14 protein-coding genes are annotated in these 15,817 nt (G+C 63.5%); 3 read left to right on the top strand and 11 right to left on the bottom strand.

The annotated features are described in order from the left end of the window. Position 1: 1 nt before the first annotated feature. A complete protein-coding gene (locus tag AC13C2_RS15495; RefSeq protein ID WP_482887372.1) occupies positions 2-787 on the top strand; it encodes an IclR family transcriptional regulator in 786 nt (261 codons plus the stop codon). A gap of 14 nt (positions 788-801) precedes the next feature. On the opposite strand, the gene AC13C2_RS15490 is transcribed toward AC13C2_RS15495, so the two are convergent. From AC13C2_RS15490 to AC13C2_RS15465, 6 genes are all read right to left on the bottom strand, one after another. After that, positions 802-1,788: an ABC transporter ATP-binding protein gene (locus AC13C2_RS15490; protein WP_482887371.1), complete on the bottom strand. Its 987-nt coding sequence runs from the start codon at positions 1,786-1,788 to the stop codon at positions 802-804. Beyond that, positions 1,785-2,768 (bottom strand): ABC transporter ATP-binding protein, encoded by a 984-nt coding sequence (locus AC13C2_RS15485; protein WP_482887370.1) that lies wholly within the window; start codon positions 2,766-2,768, stop codon positions 1,785-1,787. Before AC13C2_RS15485 ends, AC13C2_RS15490 begins: the two co-directional genes overlap by 4 nt. Continuing rightward, positions 2,768-3,706 carry an ABC transporter permease gene (locus tag AC13C2_RS15480; protein ID WP_092761127.1) on the bottom strand — a complete coding sequence of 313 codons (939 nt, stop codon included), beginning with the start codon at positions 3,704-3,706 and terminating at the stop codon, positions 2,768-2,770. The genes AC13C2_RS15485 and AC13C2_RS15480 overlap by 1 nt, the downstream gene beginning before the upstream one ends. A 47-nt stretch (positions 3,707-3,753) precedes the next feature. Then, positions 3,754-4,731, bottom strand: a complete 978-nt coding sequence (locus AC13C2_RS15475) for an ABC transporter permease (RefSeq protein ID WP_092759646.1) — start codon at positions 4,729-4,731, stop codon at positions 3,754-3,756. A 228-nt stretch (positions 4,732-4,959) separates the two neighbouring features. Continuing rightward, a complete protein-coding gene (locus AC13C2_RS15470; protein ID WP_482887369.1) occupies positions 4,960-6,510 on the bottom strand; it encodes an ABC transporter substrate-binding protein in 1,551 nt (516 codons plus the stop codon). Between the two features lie 148 nt (positions 6,511-6,658). Further along, positions 6,659-8,233, bottom strand: a complete 1,575-nt coding sequence (locus tag AC13C2_RS15465) for an ABC transporter substrate-binding protein (protein WP_482887368.1) — start codon at positions 8,231-8,233, stop codon at positions 6,659-6,661. Positions 8,234-8,446: 213 nt separating this feature from the next. Here AC13C2_RS15465 and AC13C2_RS15460 point away from each other — a divergent pair, with 213 nt between their 5' ends. Further along, the gene (locus tag AC13C2_RS15460; RefSeq protein WP_482887367.1) at positions 8,447-9,055 is read left to right on the top strand and encodes a hypothetical protein; all 609 of its coding nucleotides are present in this window, start codon (positions 8,447-8,449) and stop codon (positions 9,053-9,055) included. Positions 9,056-9,347: 292 nt separating this feature from the next. After that, positions 9,348-9,875, top strand: coding sequence for a GNAT family N-acetyltransferase (locus tag AC13C2_RS15455; protein WP_482887366.1), 528 nt, complete (start codon positions 9,348-9,350; stop codon positions 9,873-9,875). A gap of 168 nt (positions 9,876-10,043) precedes the next feature. Here AC13C2_RS15455 and AC13C2_RS15450 read toward each other — a convergent pair whose 3' ends face one another. The 5 genes from AC13C2_RS15450 to betI form a co-directional block, all read right to left on the bottom strand. Beyond that, positions 10,044-10,448 (bottom strand): BrnA antitoxin family protein, encoded by a 405-nt coding sequence (locus AC13C2_RS15450; protein ID WP_424337685.1) that lies wholly within the window; start codon positions 10,446-10,448, stop codon positions 10,044-10,046. Positions 10,449-10,565: 117 nt separating this feature from the next. Next, on the bottom strand, positions 10,566-12,212 hold the full coding sequence (gene betA / locus AC13C2_RS15445; protein WP_482887616.1) for a choline dehydrogenase: 1,647 nt from the start codon (positions 12,210-12,212) through the stop codon (positions 10,566-10,568). Positions 12,213-12,222: 10 nt separating this feature from the next. Next, entirely contained in the window at positions 12,223-13,686 is a 1,464-nt protein-coding gene (gene betB / locus AC13C2_RS15440; protein WP_482887365.1) for a betaine-aldehyde dehydrogenase, read from the bottom strand. Beyond that, complete coding sequence (betC, locus tag AC13C2_RS15435; RefSeq protein WP_482887364.1) at positions 13,686-15,209, bottom strand: choline-sulfatase; 1,524 nt, start codon at positions 15,207-15,209, stop codon at positions 13,686-13,688. The genes betB and betC overlap by 1 nt, the downstream gene beginning before the upstream one ends. After that, entirely contained in the window at positions 15,206-15,778 is a 573-nt protein-coding gene (gene betI, locus AC13C2_RS15430) for a choline-binding transcriptional repressor BetI (RefSeq protein ID WP_217638776.1), read from the bottom strand. Before betI ends, betC begins: the two co-directional genes overlap by 4 nt. Positions 15,779-15,817: the final 39 nt, after the last annotated feature.

Here is a 15,817-nt window from a genome sequence, read left to right as displayed (position 1 = left end):
CATGGACGGTCAACGCAGCGATCCGATTCCCACGAACCTGCGCCTCCTCCTCCTGCTGGAGGAGGTCGCGCGCAGCGGCGAGCCGATTACGCCGACGGAAATCAACCTGACGCTCGGCCTGCCGAAACCCACGATCCATCGCCTGTTCTCGACCCTGCTGGACGAAGGCTTTCTGCAACGCGACATCGGGGGTCGCGCCTATCTGCCGGGCCCGCGCCTGCGCAGCCTTGCGGGTGGCGTCCTGTCGTCGTCCCACATTCGCGCGTCACGCCAGACCGTGCTGAAACGTCTGAGCGCGGAAATCGGCGAAACCTGCAACATCGCCCTGCCAGACAACGAGAGCATGGTTTATCTGGAGCGGGTCGAGACCGAATGGCCGTTACGCATCCAGCTGCCGACCGGCACGCGGGTGCCGTTCTACTGTACCGCGTCGGGCAAGATGTATCTCTCGTCTCTGTCGCGGCGCGCGCTGGACAGTTACCTGTCCTCCACTCCGCTGACGGCGCGCGCGCCCGGAACCTTCACCGACCGCGTCCAGCTCGAGGCCGAAATCGACCGTATCCGCGCGGAAGGCTATGCAACGGACCGGGGCGAATTCATGCCCGACATGATTGCCGTCGCCGTTCCGATCAACGAGGAGAATGGACGCATCCTCGCGACGCTCTCGTTCCACGCTCCGACGCAGCGCCTCGATATGGAGCGGGCGCTGTCGTTTTTGCCCAACCTGCAAGCCGCGGCACGTGAACTGGCAGCCATCGTGTCGGGCGAAAAACCGAACCCGACCTGACGGACCCGTTTCCGTCAGGCGGCCCCCTTCAATGCGATTTCCCCTGCATGATGGCAGGCAACCCGGCCGGACCCGAAGGCCTCCAGTCTGGGCCGTTCCACCGAACAGATTTCAGTGGCCAGCGGACAGCGCGGGTGAAACGCGCAGCCCGACGGCGGATCGGTCGGATCGGGAATTTCACCCTCCGGCGGCTCCACCTCGCGACCGAAGGCATCCAGACGGGGGGCAGCCTCGATCAGCATGGCGGTGTAGGGGTGCGCCGGTTTCGTAAACAGATCTCCCGGCGCGGCCTCCTCGACCAGACGTCCCAGATACAGCACGCCAATGGTATCGGCCATGTGCCGAACCACCGTCAGATCGTGGCTGATGAAAAGATAGGTCAGACCGTGTTCGTCCTTCAGATCGCTCATCAGGTTCAGAACCTGCGCCTGCACCGACACGTCCAGCGCGGAGGTCGGCTCGTCGCAGACGATCAGCTTCGGCTCCGACGCCAGCGCGCGCGCCACGCAGATGCGCTGCCGCTGCCCGCCGGAAAACTGGTGCGGATATTTCCCGGCGTCGTCGGGCGACAGACCCACCTGCGTCAGCAGCTTCTCGGCCAGTCCGTCCGTGTCGCCGCCCCGCGCCGCCACCGGCTCGACGATGATATCGCGGACCCGCCAGCGCGGGTTCAGCGAGGCGAAGGGATCCTGGAAGATCATCTGTATATCGCTGCGGATGCGGTCGATCACCGCCGCGTCCGTCTCGGTCACCAGGTCAACGCCCTCGATCTCGACATGGCCTTCCGTCGGACGCAACAGACCCACCACCATCTTGCCGATGGTCGATTTGCCGGACCCGGATTCACCGACCAGGGCATAGGTCGTCCGCGCAGGTATCTCGAAACTCACGTCAGATACGGCAGTCAGCATCCGTTTGGGCAGCCGTTCGATCACGCGGTTCAGCCACGGTTTCGAGACGTCGAACACGCGCGTCAGGTTCTGAACGGATACAAGGCTCATGCCGCCGCCTCGTCCTGTTCGATGGGGAACCAGCAGGCTGCCCGTTCGTCCGCCGTCCCGACCTTCGGGCCGGGATTGACGCGGCACTTGTCCTGCGCGCGCGGACACCGGGGATGGAAGGCGCAGCCGTCGGGCATCCGGTTCAGACGCGGCATCGCACCGGGGATCTGGCGCAGCCGGGCCTGTCCCGCGCTCGCCGCCGGGGTCGAGGCCATCAACCCGTCGGTATAGGGATGCCGCGGCTGTCCCACGATCTGGCTGACCGGCCCGATCTCGGCCAGACGGCCCGCATACATCACCGCCACACGGTCGGCGGTCTCGGCAATGACGCCCATGTCATGCGTCACCAGCATCGCCGCCATGCCGCGTTCCCGGCACAGGCGTTTGAGCAGCGCGGTAATCTGCGCCTGCACCGACACGTCCAGCGCCGTCGTCGGCTCGTCCGCAATCAGAAGCGTCGGTTCGGCACAAAGCGCCAGCGCGATGACCACCCTTTGCCGCATCCCGCCCGAAAACTCGTGCGGATAGGCGCCCATGCGGTTCCTGGCGGATGGAATACCGACCTCGTCCAGCCCCTGAATGGCCCGCGCATCCGCCTCGGACCTGGACACATCCAGATGCCGCAGGATCGTCTCGGACAGTTGCTCGCCAATCGTCAGAAGCGGGTTGAGCGATGTCAGCGGGTCCTGGAACACCATCCCGATCCGCTTGCCCCGCACATGCCGCATCTGCGCCAGCGTGTAATTGTCGATCCGTTCCCCCTCCAGCAGCACCTCACCCGCCGAGATATGCGCCGGAGGGTCCAGCAACCCGATGACAGCATTGCCGGTCATCGACTTGCCCGCCCCGGATTCGCCGACGACGCCGAGGATTTCACCGGCCGCGATATCCCACGACACATCGTCCACGGGCCGCAGCGTGCCGTGCCGCGTCGGAATATCGACGGTAAGGTTGCGAAGGCTCAGAACCGGCATGTCCATCACCGCAACCTCGGGTTCAGCGCATCCCGCAGCCAGTCGCCCAGAAGGTTCACCGAAAGCGCCAGCGCCAGAAGGGTCAGGGCCGGGAAGAACAATATCCACCACTCGCCCGAGAACAGGAAATCCTGACCAATTCGGATCAGCGTTCCGAGCGACGGTTGGGTGGGCGGCGCGCCGACACCCAGGAACGACAGCGTGGCCTCGGCGATGATCGCCAGCGCCAGCGAAATCGTCGCGATCACCAGCACCGGCGACAGCACGTTGGGCAGGATGTGCTTGAGCATGATCGCGCCCGGCTTGCGCCCGATCAGCCGCGCGGCCTGCACATATTCCTTGTTCTTCTCGACCAGCGTGGCACCCCGCACGACGCGGGCGAACTGCACCCAGTCCGACAGGCCGATCGCCACGATCAGCACCCAGATCGCCATCTGGTCGCGGTATTCGATGGGGATCACCCCGCGTGCCACCCCGAAGATCAGCAGCGCCACAAGGATCGACGGGAAGGTCAATTGCACGTCGGCGACGCGCATGATGATCGTCTCGACCCAGCCCCCGACGTATCCGGCCAGCAACCCCAGCAGCACCCCCAGCACCAATGCGAACAGCACCGCCATGAAGCCCACGAACAGGCTGATCCGCAGGCCGTAGAGGATCGTCGACCAGACGTCGCGGCCCTGATCGTCGGTGCCCAGCCAGAACGACTCGCCGGTGAACGCATTCGGCACACCGGGGCGTGAAAACCCGTTCATCAGGTTCAGGCTGGCCGGATCGAAGGGATTAGTCGTGGCGATCCAGGGCGCGAAGATCGCGGACAGGATCATTGCCAATGTGACCACTGCCGCGACGACGGCCACGGGTGAATGGCGGAAGGACCAGGTGACATCCGCGTCCCAGATCGACCGCCAGCGGGACGGCTGCACCACCTCCGCCGGCTCCATCCGGTCCAGCGGCTCCACTCCCTGTCGGGTGGCGTCGGGAAGATTGCTCATGTGTGCCTCCCGTCGATGCGCAGGCGCGGGTCGACCCAGACATACAGGATATCGACCAACAGGTTGATCATCACGAACATCACCGAAATCAACATCAGATAGGCGGCCATGACCGGAATATCGACGAACTGCACCGCATTGATGAACAGCAATCCGACGCCGGGCCACTGGAACACGGTCTCGGTAATGATCGCGAAGGCGATGATCGCGCCCAGTTGCAGACCCGTCACGGTAATCACGGGCACCATCGTGTTCTTCAGCGCGTGACGAAAGTTGACGGACTTTGCCGACAATCCGCGGGCACGGGCAAAGCGGATGTAATCCTGTCGCAATACTTCAAGCATCTCGGACCGGACCAGCCGCATGATCAGCGTCATCTGGAACAGGCCCAGCGTGATTGATGGCAGGATCAGCGATTTCAGGCCCGAGGACGTCAGGAACCCGGTCGTCCACCACCCAAGGTCCACGACATCGCCGCGCCCGAAGGTCGGCAGCCATCGCAACTGCACCCCGAACAGATAAATCAGCAGAATCCCGATCAAAAAGGTCGGTAGACTGACCCCGATCAGGGACACCGACATGATGATATTCGCCGCCCATCCATCCCGCCGGATCGCCGTGAACACGCCCAGGCCGATACCGACCGTCAGCGCCAGAACGCCGGACACGAAGGCCAGTTCCAGCGTCGCGGGCGCGCGTTCCGCGATGATCTGCGACACCGGGCGCGACTGACGATAGCTGATGCCGAAATCGCCGGTGACGGCGCGGCCCAGAAATCTGGCGTATTGCACCGCGAACGGGTCATTCAGGCCCAGCGCCTCGCGCAGGCGTTCGACGTCCTGCACCGTGCGTTCCTGCCCCAGCAGGTTCTCGATCGGATCGCCGACGAAGCGGAACATGGAGAACGCAACCAATCCCACGGCCAGAAGCACGATGACGGACTGAAAGACACGACGGATGATATAGGCCAGCATCGTTAGGGTGTCCCCTCTCGGGCCCGGCGGGTCAAGCGCAGAGGTGCTCCGGACTGCTTGCGGTATGCCCGCGCGGTATCACACGGCCGTATCGGGCGAAGCAAAATTCATTCCGGCCTGCAACGGCCCGCGTGCCCCCGTCCGTCACCGTCACAGCCAGGAATGCACGCGGTGACATCATGCGGCGTGCGTCCCCGGCATGGTTGCCTCCGGGATCTGAGCTCCGGTTTATTCCGGCACATTCATCCAGCGCAGCACGAGGAAATTGTCGGGCCGCTGCACGACCTCGACGCCTTCCTTCACGCCCCAGACCAGCGGCTGGATATAAAGCGGCACATAGGCCTGCTCGTCCGCCATGATCCGGTTCGCCTCGTCCAGCATCGCCTGCCGCTTTGGCTCGTCGATTTCCGACTGAATCATCGGCATCAATTCGTCGATACGCGCGTTCGAGAAGCCGCCGAAATTCCACGACCCCATCTTGGTTTCCTCGTTGGGTGTGGCAACGAGGAAGCGCAGCGGATGTTCGGCGTCGAATGTGCCCGGCGACCAGCCCAGAAGATACATGTCGTGATCCTCCGCGCGCAGCGTGGTCCAGTAGTTCGCCACCGGCATGGATTCATACAGCGGTTTCAGACCCACCTGCGCCAGCATCGCGTTGATCGCGGTGCAGACCGCCTCGTCGTTCAGATAGCGGTCGTTGGTGCATTTCAGCGAGAAGGTGAACCCGTCAGGGTAGCCCGCCTCCGCAAGCAGTTGCCGCGCCAGATCGGGGTCATAGGTGCCCGGCGCGATGTTTTCGGAATACCCGCGCAGGCCCGGTCCGATCAGCTGCGTCGCCTGTTCGGCGGACCCGCGCATCACGGTTTGCAGGATGGCGGGGATGTTGATGGCATGAGCGACGGCCTGACGGACGCGGACGTCCTTGAATGGGTTGCCCTCACCGCCCGCGATCAGGCTCTCGGCGTCATGCGGAAAGCCCAGCATGATGACCCGCGCCTCGATCCCACGGATCACATCGACACCGTCTGACTGCTCGATCCGCGCGGCGTCCTGAATCGGGACCGGCTCGATCAGGTCCAGCTCCCCGGACAGCAGCGCCGCGACCGCCGTGGCGGAGTTCTGGACGGGTTGATAGACCGCCTCGGTCACGTTGCCGATGTCATCGTCCCACCAGCCGTCGAAGGCCACCAGCGTGGTTTTCAGACCCGGCTGGCGTTCGGTGACCATGTATGGCCCTGTGCCGTTGGTGTTCAGCGTGGCAAAGTTGCCCTGTTCGATACTGGGCAGCGCGGCGTCGTTCTCCTCGGCCCAGCCTTTGTCCAGCATCATCCAGTTGGCGATGCTGTCGGGGAAGATCGGGTTCGGCTCAGTGGTGTAGAATTCGACGGTGTAGTCATCGACCGCCTCGACCCGCTCGACGCCCGCGAACCAGCTCGAGGTATCGGATTCCGGGGCCGATCCGCGCTCATAGCTGAAAATCACGTCCTCGGCGGTGAAATCCTGCCCGCCATGGAACGTCACGCCTTCGCGCAGGGTAAAGCGCCAGCCTTCGCCCGCGCCGATCGGCTCCCATGCGGTGGCCAGCGACGGCTCCAGCTTCATGTCGCGGTCGCGCCGGACCAATCCTTCGTAGACGTTGATCAACAGGCTGAACACCGGGGCGGAATTCCCGGCATTCGGGTCCAGCGTCGTCGGATCGGACGTGGTGGCGAACCGCAACTCGGCCGCGCCTGCGGGCAAGGCCACGGCCAGCAATGCGGCGGTCAGAATGGTTTTCATCGGATGGTCCCCCGGAAATACCTGGACCCGCATCGTGACAGATGCAGGCGGCAGGTCAAATCAAGTCTGATCCGCGACGGTCCCGCGACCCCCGCGCACAAACGAAAAGGGACCCCGAAGGGCCCCTGATCCGGGCACTGGCAATGCCTCAGTTGGCGGTGAAGTACTTCAGCTTCGGGTCATCCTCGGGGCTGACCTCGGTGCCGACGGCATCCGTCATGCCCCAGTTCAGGACCTGGTGGTGCAACGGAATGTAGATCTGCTCCTCCTGCACGGTGTTCCAGATCTCCGCCACCGTCGCGGCGCGCGCCTCCAGATCGGTCTCCGACGCAAGGCTCTCGATCTTCGCATCCGTCGCCGCGTCCGAGAAGCCGGTCGGGTTCCACGATCCACGCTCCCCATCCTTGCTGTGCACCAGGAAGTTGAAGATATACTCGCTGTCATAGGTCGGCACGCCCCAGCCCAGCAGATAGAAATCCGTGGTGCCGTTCTGGATCAGCGGGAAGTGCAGCGCCTTGGACTGCGCGTTCAGATTCACCGTGATGCCGATCTGACCCATCATGCCCGCAACGGCCTGACAAATCGCCTCGTCATTCACATAGCGGTCGTTCGGGCAATCCAGCTGAATGGTGAACCCATCCCCGTACCCGGCCTCGTCCATCAGGGCCTTCGCGCCCTCGATGTCCTGCGGCTGCACGGCATCCAGCTCCTCGGTCCAGCCATCGACGAAGGGCGGTGCGATCATGCCCGCGGGCTGCGACTGGCCGCGCATCACCACCTGTTTGATGGCGTCGCGGTTGATCGCCATGTTCATCGCCCGGCGCACACGCACATCGGCAAGCGGGTTGGCACCTTCGATGTTATCCCGCTCCAGATCGTCGGCCCCGATGTTCAGGCCAAGGAAGATCACGCGGTTCTGCGGCGCGGTCTTGACCACCAGACCGTCGGTCCCCTTCACCCGATCCAGATCCTGAACCGGGACGTCCTGAATGAAATCGACCTCGCCCGACAACAGCGCGGCAACCCGCGTGGCGGCGTTCTGGATCGGCGTGTATTCCACCCGGTCGAACCCAAGCGGAAAGTCGTCCACGCCCCAGTAATCGGGGTTGGCGACCAGAACCGTCTTCACATCCGGCTCGCGCGATTCGACGGTGTACGGCCCGGTGCCGTTTGCGTTGGTGGCGGCGAAGGTCGTCTCGCCGTCGGCCATGTTCTGCACGTCCACCACGTCGTTGGCCTCGGCCCATCCGCTGTCCATCATGAACAGGTTGGTAAAGTTGTTCGGCAGGATCGGGTTCGGCCCGTCCGTCACGAATTCCACGGTGTAATCGTCCACGGCCCGGACGTCGGTGATGGAGGTCAGCAGCTCCTTCATCGCCGAATTCTCGGACTGCGCCCGCCCGAAGCTGAACACCACGTCCTCGGCGTTGAAATCGGCACCATCGGCAAATGTCACGCCTTCACGCAGCTTGAACACCCAGACATTCGGGTCATCCTCGGACACGGCCCATTCGGTGGCCAGCGCCGGTTCGAACGCGCCGGTGACATCCCGGATAATCAGTGGCTCATAGATCTGATGCGCCAGCGTATGCGTCGGCCCTTCGTTCTGGGCATGTGGGTCCAGCGTCAGGCTGTCGCCCGCGCGCGCCCAGCGCAGGGTCTGTGCCGAGGCGCCAGTGGCGGCCAGCGCGGCAATTGTCAGGATCGCAGTGGTGCGAAGCATGGGTCTCTCCTATTGGCAGACGCCCCTGTTCCGGGGCTGATACGCGAAGGGAACATCGTTTGGCAGACGGAGGCAAGGGGATGCAGTCGCGCGAAGATGGCCACGTCCGGTCACAACAGGCCCGAGCGGCCCGAACGGCAGATTTCCGGAATCGGCGGCCCGGATGTATGATGGACCCCGTTAAGTCCAGTACAAGTGAGAAGGAGTAACACCATGTCGGACGAAACGGACAAGGCAAATCACGACGCAAAACAAAAGGTCGCCGACCATCTCGAAGAGGTTCAGGGCAAGATCGAGAACGAAAAAGGCGAGCCGAAGATCACTGACAACGAGCATGTCGAGAACAAGAAGCTCGGCAATACTTCCGAAAAGCAGAAAGAGTGGGTCCGGGACGAGATCGAGGAGGCCATCGACGAGATCCTGCAGGAGGTGAACCGGAACGATATCGTCAAGGCCGACTGCCTGATGCGTAAATTGCGCCGGACCCTGAAACGTCGCATGACCGACTCGGACAAGCGCACCGAGATGTTCAAGCTTCTGGTGTTGGCACGAAAGGCGAAGCGCAAGATCACCGATCCTGCCGCCCTCGCGTTCCGAGACGAGCTGGACGACTTGCCAGAGGATTTTGCCGGCTTCGGTATATCCCGGGCGGCATCCTTCGCACCGGACGCCCCGATCTCTGCCATCGCGGAAATCAGCGGCTCCGCCGAGGAAGCGCTGGCATCTGCCCTTTCGATCGAAACGGTGGAAGACTTGGCGACCCATCCGGCAATCGCGCTCGCGATGCAGGTAATGGAAGCCGCGCGCCGTCGCGACTGCTGACGCGATCTACGCGTGACCGGACCCGGAGCGCCGGTCTTTCAAGGTGCCGTGCGTTCCGGCCCGATCGGGGTGTTCCGCTACCCGGATTGCGGAACCCTGCCCGGCGCAGGCTTGGGCGAGGACAGAAATATGCGACCGAGCGACGAAGGGTTGGCCCCTTGAGTGAGCACAGGTCGAAATGGACGCGCCGCGTCCTGATTGCGGGCAGGGCGGTCGCATAGGATGAAGCATGTTCGTGTCAGGACGAACTGCGGATGAAGATAAACAGTGTGGACAAATCTGGGGGTGTCCCGTGAATAGCATTGAGATCGAGTCGTGCCGCAGTCTGCCGCCCAGAGAAGACCTTGATACGATCCTGGCTCAATATTACGCGCTTATCGTCCAGCGAATGCGGGACATCGGCTTCGACATTGACCCTGCCGCCCCGGAAAGTGCGCTTGCAGAGTTCTGGGCGAATGCGGACGAATATTTACCGCCGAAGGGCTGTCTGGTCATCGCCCGGAGAGGGACCGGGCAAATCGTGGGATGTGGAATGATGAAACGTCTCGATGAACATACAGGTGAATTGAAAAGGGTCTTTGTTATCGAAGAGGCGAGGGGAACCGGCACCGGTCGGGCACTGATCGAGGCGCGCGAAACCGCGGCGCGGAGCATGGGGTTGAAACGGCTGGTCGCGGATACGCTCACGCCGAACGTCGAGATGCGAGACCTGTATCCGAAGCTTGGATTTACAAAGCTGGACGAACCGATAGAAACGACGACCTACAAGGACCAGCCCAAGCTGCGCCCACATCTGCACTATTTCTCAAAAAAGCTTTGAGAAGCCGCAACCGCATGACCCTTCCTTCAGGCCGCTTTTGATCGGTGGCCCGCCGAAGTCGGTTTCTTCCCGCGAAACCGCAGGTCCCGCCGCAGGATCTTCACCGGGCTATCGCCCGTTCTTGCGAAAACCGTCAACCCGACGCTTTCCGGGCATCCGTCACACCGCTCACCCATCATCCGCATCGCGCCCCATGACGGCCCGATGCTCCGCCATCGCCTGCTCGAACGACGGGCGCGGCTTTCCCATCCAGGACTGACGGTATTTCGGCGCAAGGTCCTCGCCCTCGATCAAACCACCCAGACGCGCCAGCATGAACGACCGCAGGATTCCGTTCATGCGCGGGCCATAGCCGTCTCCCATCGACCGGAAGAATCGCAATACGTCGTCGTCGATCCGCAGGGTCACACGGGTCTTGGACCGGCCGCGCGTTTCCCAGATTTCACGCCACAGGGGCGGGAAATATCCGACCGCCGTGATGCGCGAATGCATGTCCCACTGGAACGTCTCCAGGGTCCGCACCATGTCGTTGATATGGTCCCGCTGCCGGGCACCTTTCGCCAGTTCCGCCATTGCCACCTCCCGTTCAGATCAGGGGGTGACCCTCGGGGCGAGCGGTTAACCGTTTCTGAACGGTGCCCCGCGTCTGCACGGGGGGTGCACAGGGGGTGTACGCCGGGCACCCCCCTGTCAGCGCTGCGAAATCGCCCAGCCGGGATGAGTCCAGAACTCCGCGTTCGACTTGGGCAGCGACCGTCCCAGAATATGGTCCGACGCCTTCTCGCCCACCATGATCGACGGTCCGTTCAGATTGCCGTTGGTGATGCGCGGAAAGATCGAACTGTCCGCCACGCGCAGTCCGTCGACGCCGATCACCCGGCACTCCGGATCGACCACCGCCATCGGATCGTCCGCCGCGCCCATCTTGCAGGTGCCGCAGGGATGATAAGCCGATTCAACGTGTTCCATGATCGCGGCATCCAACTCGTCATCGGTCTGGACATGCTCACCGGGCTGGATTTCATGCCGACGGAACGGCGCAAAGGCCTCCTGCGCGAAGATCTCGCGGGTCAGGCGGATACAGGTTCGAAAGTCCGTCCAGTCCTGCGGGTCGGACATGTAGTTGAAGCGGATGCGCGGTGCCTCCATCGGGTCGGCCGATTTCAGCGTGATATCCCCGCGCGAGGCCGAGCGCATTGGCCCGACATGCGCCTGAAACCCATGCCCCTCGGCGGCGGCCTGACCATCGTAGCGCACCGCCAGAGGCAGAAAATGGTATTGGATATCAGGATATTGCACCCCTGCCTTCGACCGGATGAAGCCAGCGGATTCAAAGTTGTTCGTCGCGCCCGGCCCGGTCCGGGTAAACAACCACCGCGCGCCGACATAGGCCTTGCCCAGCAGGTTCCAGTATCGAAACAGGGTAATCGGCTGCGACGCCGCCATCTGGATATACATCTCCAGGTGGTCCTGCAAATTCTGCCCAACCCCCCCCCGATCCGCCCGCACCTCGATTGCGTGGTCGGTCAGGTGTGCGGCGGGGCCGATGCCCGACAGCATCAGCAGCTTGGGCGAGTTGATCGACGACGCCGCGACGATAACCTCCGCCCGTGCTTCGACCAGTCTGCCGCCCGCCAGATGCACACCCGTTGCGCGCCCGTCGGTAAAGGCGATCCGTTCGGCCAGCCCGTGCACCACGTCACACCGTCCGGTCGCGCGGGCGGGTTTGAGATAGGCGTTGGCGGCGGACCAGCGCTGGCCGCGCCAGACCGTCTGCTCCATGGGGCCGAAGCCCTCCTGCTGGTAACCGTTATAATCGTCGGTAATCGGATACCCCGCCTGCCGCCCGGCCTCGACGAAGGCACTGTAGAGCGGGTTCAGTCGCGGTCCGCGCGTGACATGCAGCGGGCCATCGCTGCCGCGCATATCGGCATCGCCACCGTGCCCGCCGGAATGCCAGTGTTCCATCCGTTTGAAATACGGCAGCACGTCGCCGTATCCCCAGCCGGTCGCGCCCATATCCTGCCAATGCTCGAAGTCGAGCGCGTGTCCGCGCACGTAGACCATGCCGTTTATACTGCTGCTGCCGCCGACGACCTTGCCGCGCGGCGTCGCCAGAACACGACCGTTCAGATACGGCTCGGGTTCGGACGCAAAGCCCCAGTTGTAACGATTCATGTTCATCGGGAACGACAGCGCTCCCGGCATCTGGATCAGCGGGCCCATGTCGGTGCCGCCATATTCGATCACGAGGACGGATTTGCCCGCCTCGGCCAGCCGGTAAGCGATGGCGCTACCGGCGCTTCCGGCACCGACAATGACGTAATCCGCGATCATGCTGGCCATATCAGTACGCGGCCTCGACCGGCGACATGCCGACGTAGACGGTCTGAACCTCGGTGAAATGATCCATCGCCATGCGTGCGTTTTCCCGCCCGATACCAGACGCCCTGGAGCCGCCGAACGGCATGCCCGGAGGTGTCAGGTTGTATTGGTTGATCCAACAGGTTCCGGCCTGAAGTTTCGCCACGACCCGGTGCGCGCGGGTCAGATCGCGGGTAAACAGACCGGCGCTGAGGCCGAATTCGGTGTCGTTGGCGCGGGCGATGACCTCGTCTTCGTCGGTGAAGGTCAGGACGGACATGACCGGCCCGAATATCTCCTCGCGCACGCAGGTCATATCGTCGGTGAGGTCGGACAGAACGGTCGGTGCAATCCAGAAACCTTCGCGGTCGATACGGATGCCGCCGGTGACGACGGTCGCGCCTTCGGCCCTGGCGGTGTCGAGATGGCGGAGCACGATATCCAGTTGCGCCTGTGTCGTCATGGGACCGAAGTTGGTGGCCTCGTCCAGCGGGTCGCCGATGACGGCGGTCTCGACCCGCGATTTCAGCCGTTCCAGAAATTCCTGAACGATGCTTTGGTGGACAAACACACGTGTCCCGTTCGAACAGACCTGACCGGAGGAATAGAAGTTTCCGTTGATCGCGCCCGACACGGCGTCGTCGATATCGGCGTCCTCGAAAATCAGGATCGGGGACTTGCCGCCCAGTTCCATCGTGACCTGCTTCATCTGAGCGGAGGCGGCTGCGGCGACCTTTTTGCCGGTCGGCACCGATCCGGTCAGCGAGACCTTGGCGACACGGGCGTCGGTGGTCAGCGCCGCGCCAACATCGCCCATTCCCTGCACTACGTTGAACAGGCCCGCGGGCAGCCCGGCCTCGTGCAGGATCTCGGCAACCTTGAGCGCGCAGAGCGGTGTCGATTCCGACGGCTTGAAGATCATCGCGTTTCCGGTGGCCAAGGCGGGCGCGCCCTTCCAGCAAGCGATCTGTGTCGGGTAGTTCCACGCACCGATGCCGACACAGACGCCCAGCGGGCGGGGGATGGTATAGGCCCAGTCGCCGCCGAATTGCATCGACGTCCCGGTCAAATCAGCGGCCAGACCGCCGAAATATTCCAGTGCGTCGGCCCCTGACGTGGCGTCGGCGACAAGGGTTTCTTGCAGGGGTTTGCCGGTATCGAGCGTCTCTAACACGGACAATTCGTGATTGCGGTCGCGGATGATGTCGGCGGCGCGGCGCAGGATGCGACCGCGCGATGTGCCGTCCATCGCGGCCCAATCCCTTTGGGCGCGGGTCGCCGATGCCAGCGCGCGTTCCATGATCTCGGGGGTGGCGGCGTGGACGGTGGCGATGGTCTCGCCCGTAGCCGGATAGATCACCGGGATCGGCGCGCCGCTCGTGTCCTCGACATAGGCGCCGTCGATGAAGTGGCTGGCGGTGGGTCGGGCGTTTGGAAAATCTGTCATCATTCCCCCCTCGGGAAGCGCTGGTTATCTTCCAGCACGTTCAAATCCATGTGGTTGCGCATGTAGCGCTCGGACGCGACGCGCAGGGGCTGGTAATCCCACGGATAATATCCGCCCTGTCGCAGAGCTTCGTAGACGATCCAGCGGCGAGCCTGACTTTCGCGGACCTCTGCGTCGAAACGGGCCAGATCCCAGCGGGCGTCGGCTTCCGTTCGGAATTGCGCCAGCGTATCAGCATGGGCAGGATCGTCCGCCAGATTGGTCAGCTCGTGCGGGTCGGCGTCCAGATCGAACAGTTGCTCCGGGTCCAGCGTGCAGCGCGTGTATTTCCACTGTCCCTGCCGTAGCGCGACGAGTGGCGCGTAGGATCCTTCGGCTGCATATTCCATCGCGACAGGGGAGGTGCGGACGCCGCCCCGTCCCAGCGGCACGAGCGACTCTCCGGTCGTCCAGGGTGCGACCTCGGATATGTCGACACCGGCCAGATCGCACAGCGTCGGACAGACGTCGATGTTGCTGACCGGGGTCAGGTCCAGCCCCGGTTCGATGCCGGGCGCGGCGATCATCATCGGTACACGGGCGGAGCCTTCGAGGAAGGACATCTTGTACCACAGCCCGCGCTCGCCCAGCATGTCGCCGTGGTCGGATACGAACAGGATCACGGCCTCCTGCCGGGTATCGTCCAACACCTTGAGTATTTCGCCGATCTTGCCATCCAGATAGCTGATGTTGGCGAAATAGGCGCGGCGGGACCGGCGGATATCCTCCTCCGTCACGTCGAAATTGCCGCGATCGTTGGCGTCGAGGATACGCTTGGAATGGGGGTCGTGCGCGTCGTAGGCCATCTCGGGGATCGGCGGCATCAGGTGCTCGCACCCTTCGTAGAGGTCCCAGAATTCGCGGCGTGCGACATAGGGGTCGTGCGGATGCGTGAAGCTGGCCGTCAGGCACCACGGGCGCGCATCGTGGCCGCGCGCGTAGTGATACAGCTTCATCTTGGCGTGGTGGCAAACCTCGTCGTCATATTCCATCTGATTGGTGATCTCGGCCACACCGGAGCCGGTGACCGACCCCATGTTGTGATACCACCAGTCGATACGTTCGCCCGGTTTGCGATAATCGGGCGTCCAGCCGAAATCGGCAGGGTAGATATCGGTGGTCAGGCGTTCCTCGAACCCGTGCATCTGATCGGGGCCGACGAAGTGCATCTTGCCCGACAGGCAGGTCTGCCACCCCGCGCGGCGCAGGTGGTGGGCGTAGGTCGGAATGTCGGAGGCGAATTCCGCGGCATTGTCATAGACTTTGGTGCGGCTGGGCAGCAGGCCCGACATGAAGCTGGCCCGGCCCGGCGCGCACAGCGGAGACGCGGTGTAGCAATTGCGGAACCGGCGCGATTTGGTGGCCAGTTTCTTCAGGTTCGGAGCATGCAGCCAGTCTGCGGGGCCGTCGGGAAACAGCGTGCCGTTCAGCTGATCGACCATGATGATCAGGATATTCGGTCCGGTTTTCGCGGTATCGGTCATCGGGTCAGCGCCTTTTCGATGTAATCGAGAACCAGATCGGTCGATGCGGCACTGGTCAGGTTGTCGCGGCGCAGGGCCTGGCGGACATACAGCCCGTCGATCATCGCGCCAATGCCCTCGGCCAGACGCTCGGGGTCATCGCTGAGCGGGCGCAGCGCGTACATCAGATTGGAGCGAAGTCGCGCGTGATAGATGTGCAGAAGGCGGCGGGTCTGCCCCTCGCGCTGGGCCTGGACGTAGAAGTTAAGCCAGGCGGCAACCACTTCGTCGCGAAAGTTCGAGGGTGCGAAACAGGCACGGACGATGGCCGTCAGGCGCTCGCGCGGGGTATCGGCCATGACCAGCGCACCCCGCACCTCGGCGGCGAAAACGAACAGGACGTGGCGCATCGCGGCCAGCAACATGTTATCCTTCGATCCGAAGTAATGGTGCGCCAGCGCGGGTGACATGCCCGCCCGCCTGGCAATGCGCGCGACGGTAATATCGGCAGCCCCGCTGACCGCAATTTCGCTGATCGTCGCGCGGACGAGCGCATCACGTCGCTGGGGTTCCATTCCGATGCGTGGCACGGCAGGCTCCGATGGTAGAGTTGCAAAACAAGGACGGGT

It is taken from the genome of Jannaschia sp. L-14R, assembly GCF_056857695.1.
Note: the sequence above shows the minus strand (reverse complement) of the source record. Positions and strands in the feature narration are given on the sequence as shown.

Coding starts and splice junctions, on each gene's coding strand:
- AC13C2_RS15465 (WP_482887368.1), bottom strand. CDS start 8,233: ATGCTTCGCACCACTGCGATCCTGACAATTGCCGCGCTGGCCGCCACT.
- AC13C2_RS15475 (WP_092759646.1), bottom strand. CDS start 4,731: ATGCTGGCCTATATCATCCGTCGTGTCTTTCAGTCCGTCATCGTGCTT.
- AC13C2_RS15450 (WP_424337685.1), bottom strand. CDS start 10,448: ATGGCGGAACTGGCGAAAGGTGCCCGGCAGCGGGACCATATCAACGAC.
- AC13C2_RS15480 (WP_092761127.1), bottom strand. CDS start 3,706: ATGGAGCCGGCGGAGGTGGTGCAGCCGTCCCGCTGGCGGTCGATCTGG.
- betB (WP_482887365.1), bottom strand. CDS start 13,686: ATGACAGATTTTCCAAACGCCCGACCCACCGCCAGCCACTTCATCGAC.
- AC13C2_RS15495 (WP_482887372.1), top strand. CDS start 2: ATGGACGGTCAACGCAGCGATCCGATTCCCACGAACCTGCGCCTCCTC.
- betC (WP_482887364.1), bottom strand. CDS start 15,209: ATGACCGATACCGCGAAAACCGGACCGAATATCCTGATCATCATGGTC.
- betA (WP_482887616.1), bottom strand. CDS start 12,212: ATGATCGCGGATTACGTCATTGTCGGTGCCGGAAGCGCCGGTAGCGCC.
- AC13C2_RS15460 (WP_482887367.1), top strand. CDS start 8,447: ATGTCGGACGAAACGGACAAGGCAAATCACGACGCAAAACAAAAGGTC.
- AC13C2_RS15490 (WP_482887371.1), bottom strand. CDS start 1,788: ATGAGCCTTGTATCCGTTCAGAACCTGACGCGCGTGTTCGACGTCTCG.
- AC13C2_RS15470 (WP_482887369.1), bottom strand. CDS start 6,510: ATGAAAACCATTCTGACCGCCGCATTGCTGGCCGTGGCCTTGCCCGCA.
- AC13C2_RS15485 (WP_482887370.1), bottom strand. CDS start 2,768: ATGGACATGCCGGTTCTGAGCCTTCGCAACCTTACCGTCGATATTCCG.